This window comes from Vibrio sp. 1580, assembly GCF_033340055.1.
The window spans coordinates 1-801 of the sequence record NZ_JAWOVT010000191.1; the positions used below are offsets into that span (position 1 = coordinate 1).

Sequence of the window (801 nt, forward strand, 5' to 3'; positions counted from 1 at the left end):
TGTTGTGAGTGATTTATTGATTAATTCATTTGGCCAAACAAAGAGCATTGCTTGGCCTTGAGCGACTTTTTTAAGATTATCGTAATTGCAGAACTCTGTTTTCATATTGCCCCCAAGCAATTGTTTTCAAATAGATAGTTACATAAGCAACTAAGGAAATTATACTAAAATACGCCCTAAAATACCACATTTAAACATTAAATATAGTTAAGTATATTTAACTATATTGGTTGACTTTACCCCGGACAAAGGCGATACAATGGGGCTCGACAGAGGGACAGCTTTTTAGGCGAAGCCGTTAAGAAAAGCGATACAAATGCTTTTAGCTCGCCGAAGGCGATTCATGTGGCCACCAGCTTTCTGCTAGGACGGTGACAACGGGGTTTTGTTGGCATCGTACTAGCGCTGGTGGACAACAGCCTTGAGCGGCAGCAGTTAGTGAGGAACGAACCTTAGCGGTGCAGGGGTAAGTCCGGCGGGTGGGCCTCGGTGGCGACTAGGGGGAACCCCTGTTAGTGGAGAGAAATTCATAACCTGCAATAAAAAAGAGCTCTATTGCAGGTCGATATTCTATTTAGATTCTATGCCGCCATTCGCTCGTATTGTGTGTTTAACACATTGTTAAGCCACTTACCAACCCATTCACCAACCCAACAAAAGGCCGAGTAAATCACCGACTGGCCCAAACATTCGTGGGCTAGTCCTACGGTCAGATCGCGAACGAACGATTCTGGTATTTGCTTGCACTTGGCATGTTCAACAGTTGTAAATAACCTAGCTAATTTACCATTGCTATGGATT

Annotated in this window: 1 pseudogene; it reads right to left on the reverse strand. The window is 43.6% G+C overall.

The features are described 5' to 3' along the window. Positions 1 to 581: 581 nt before the first annotated feature. Positions 582 to 801 (reverse strand): annotated as a pseudogene (locus R7093_RS24940) (hypothetical protein); the annotation flags it as partial.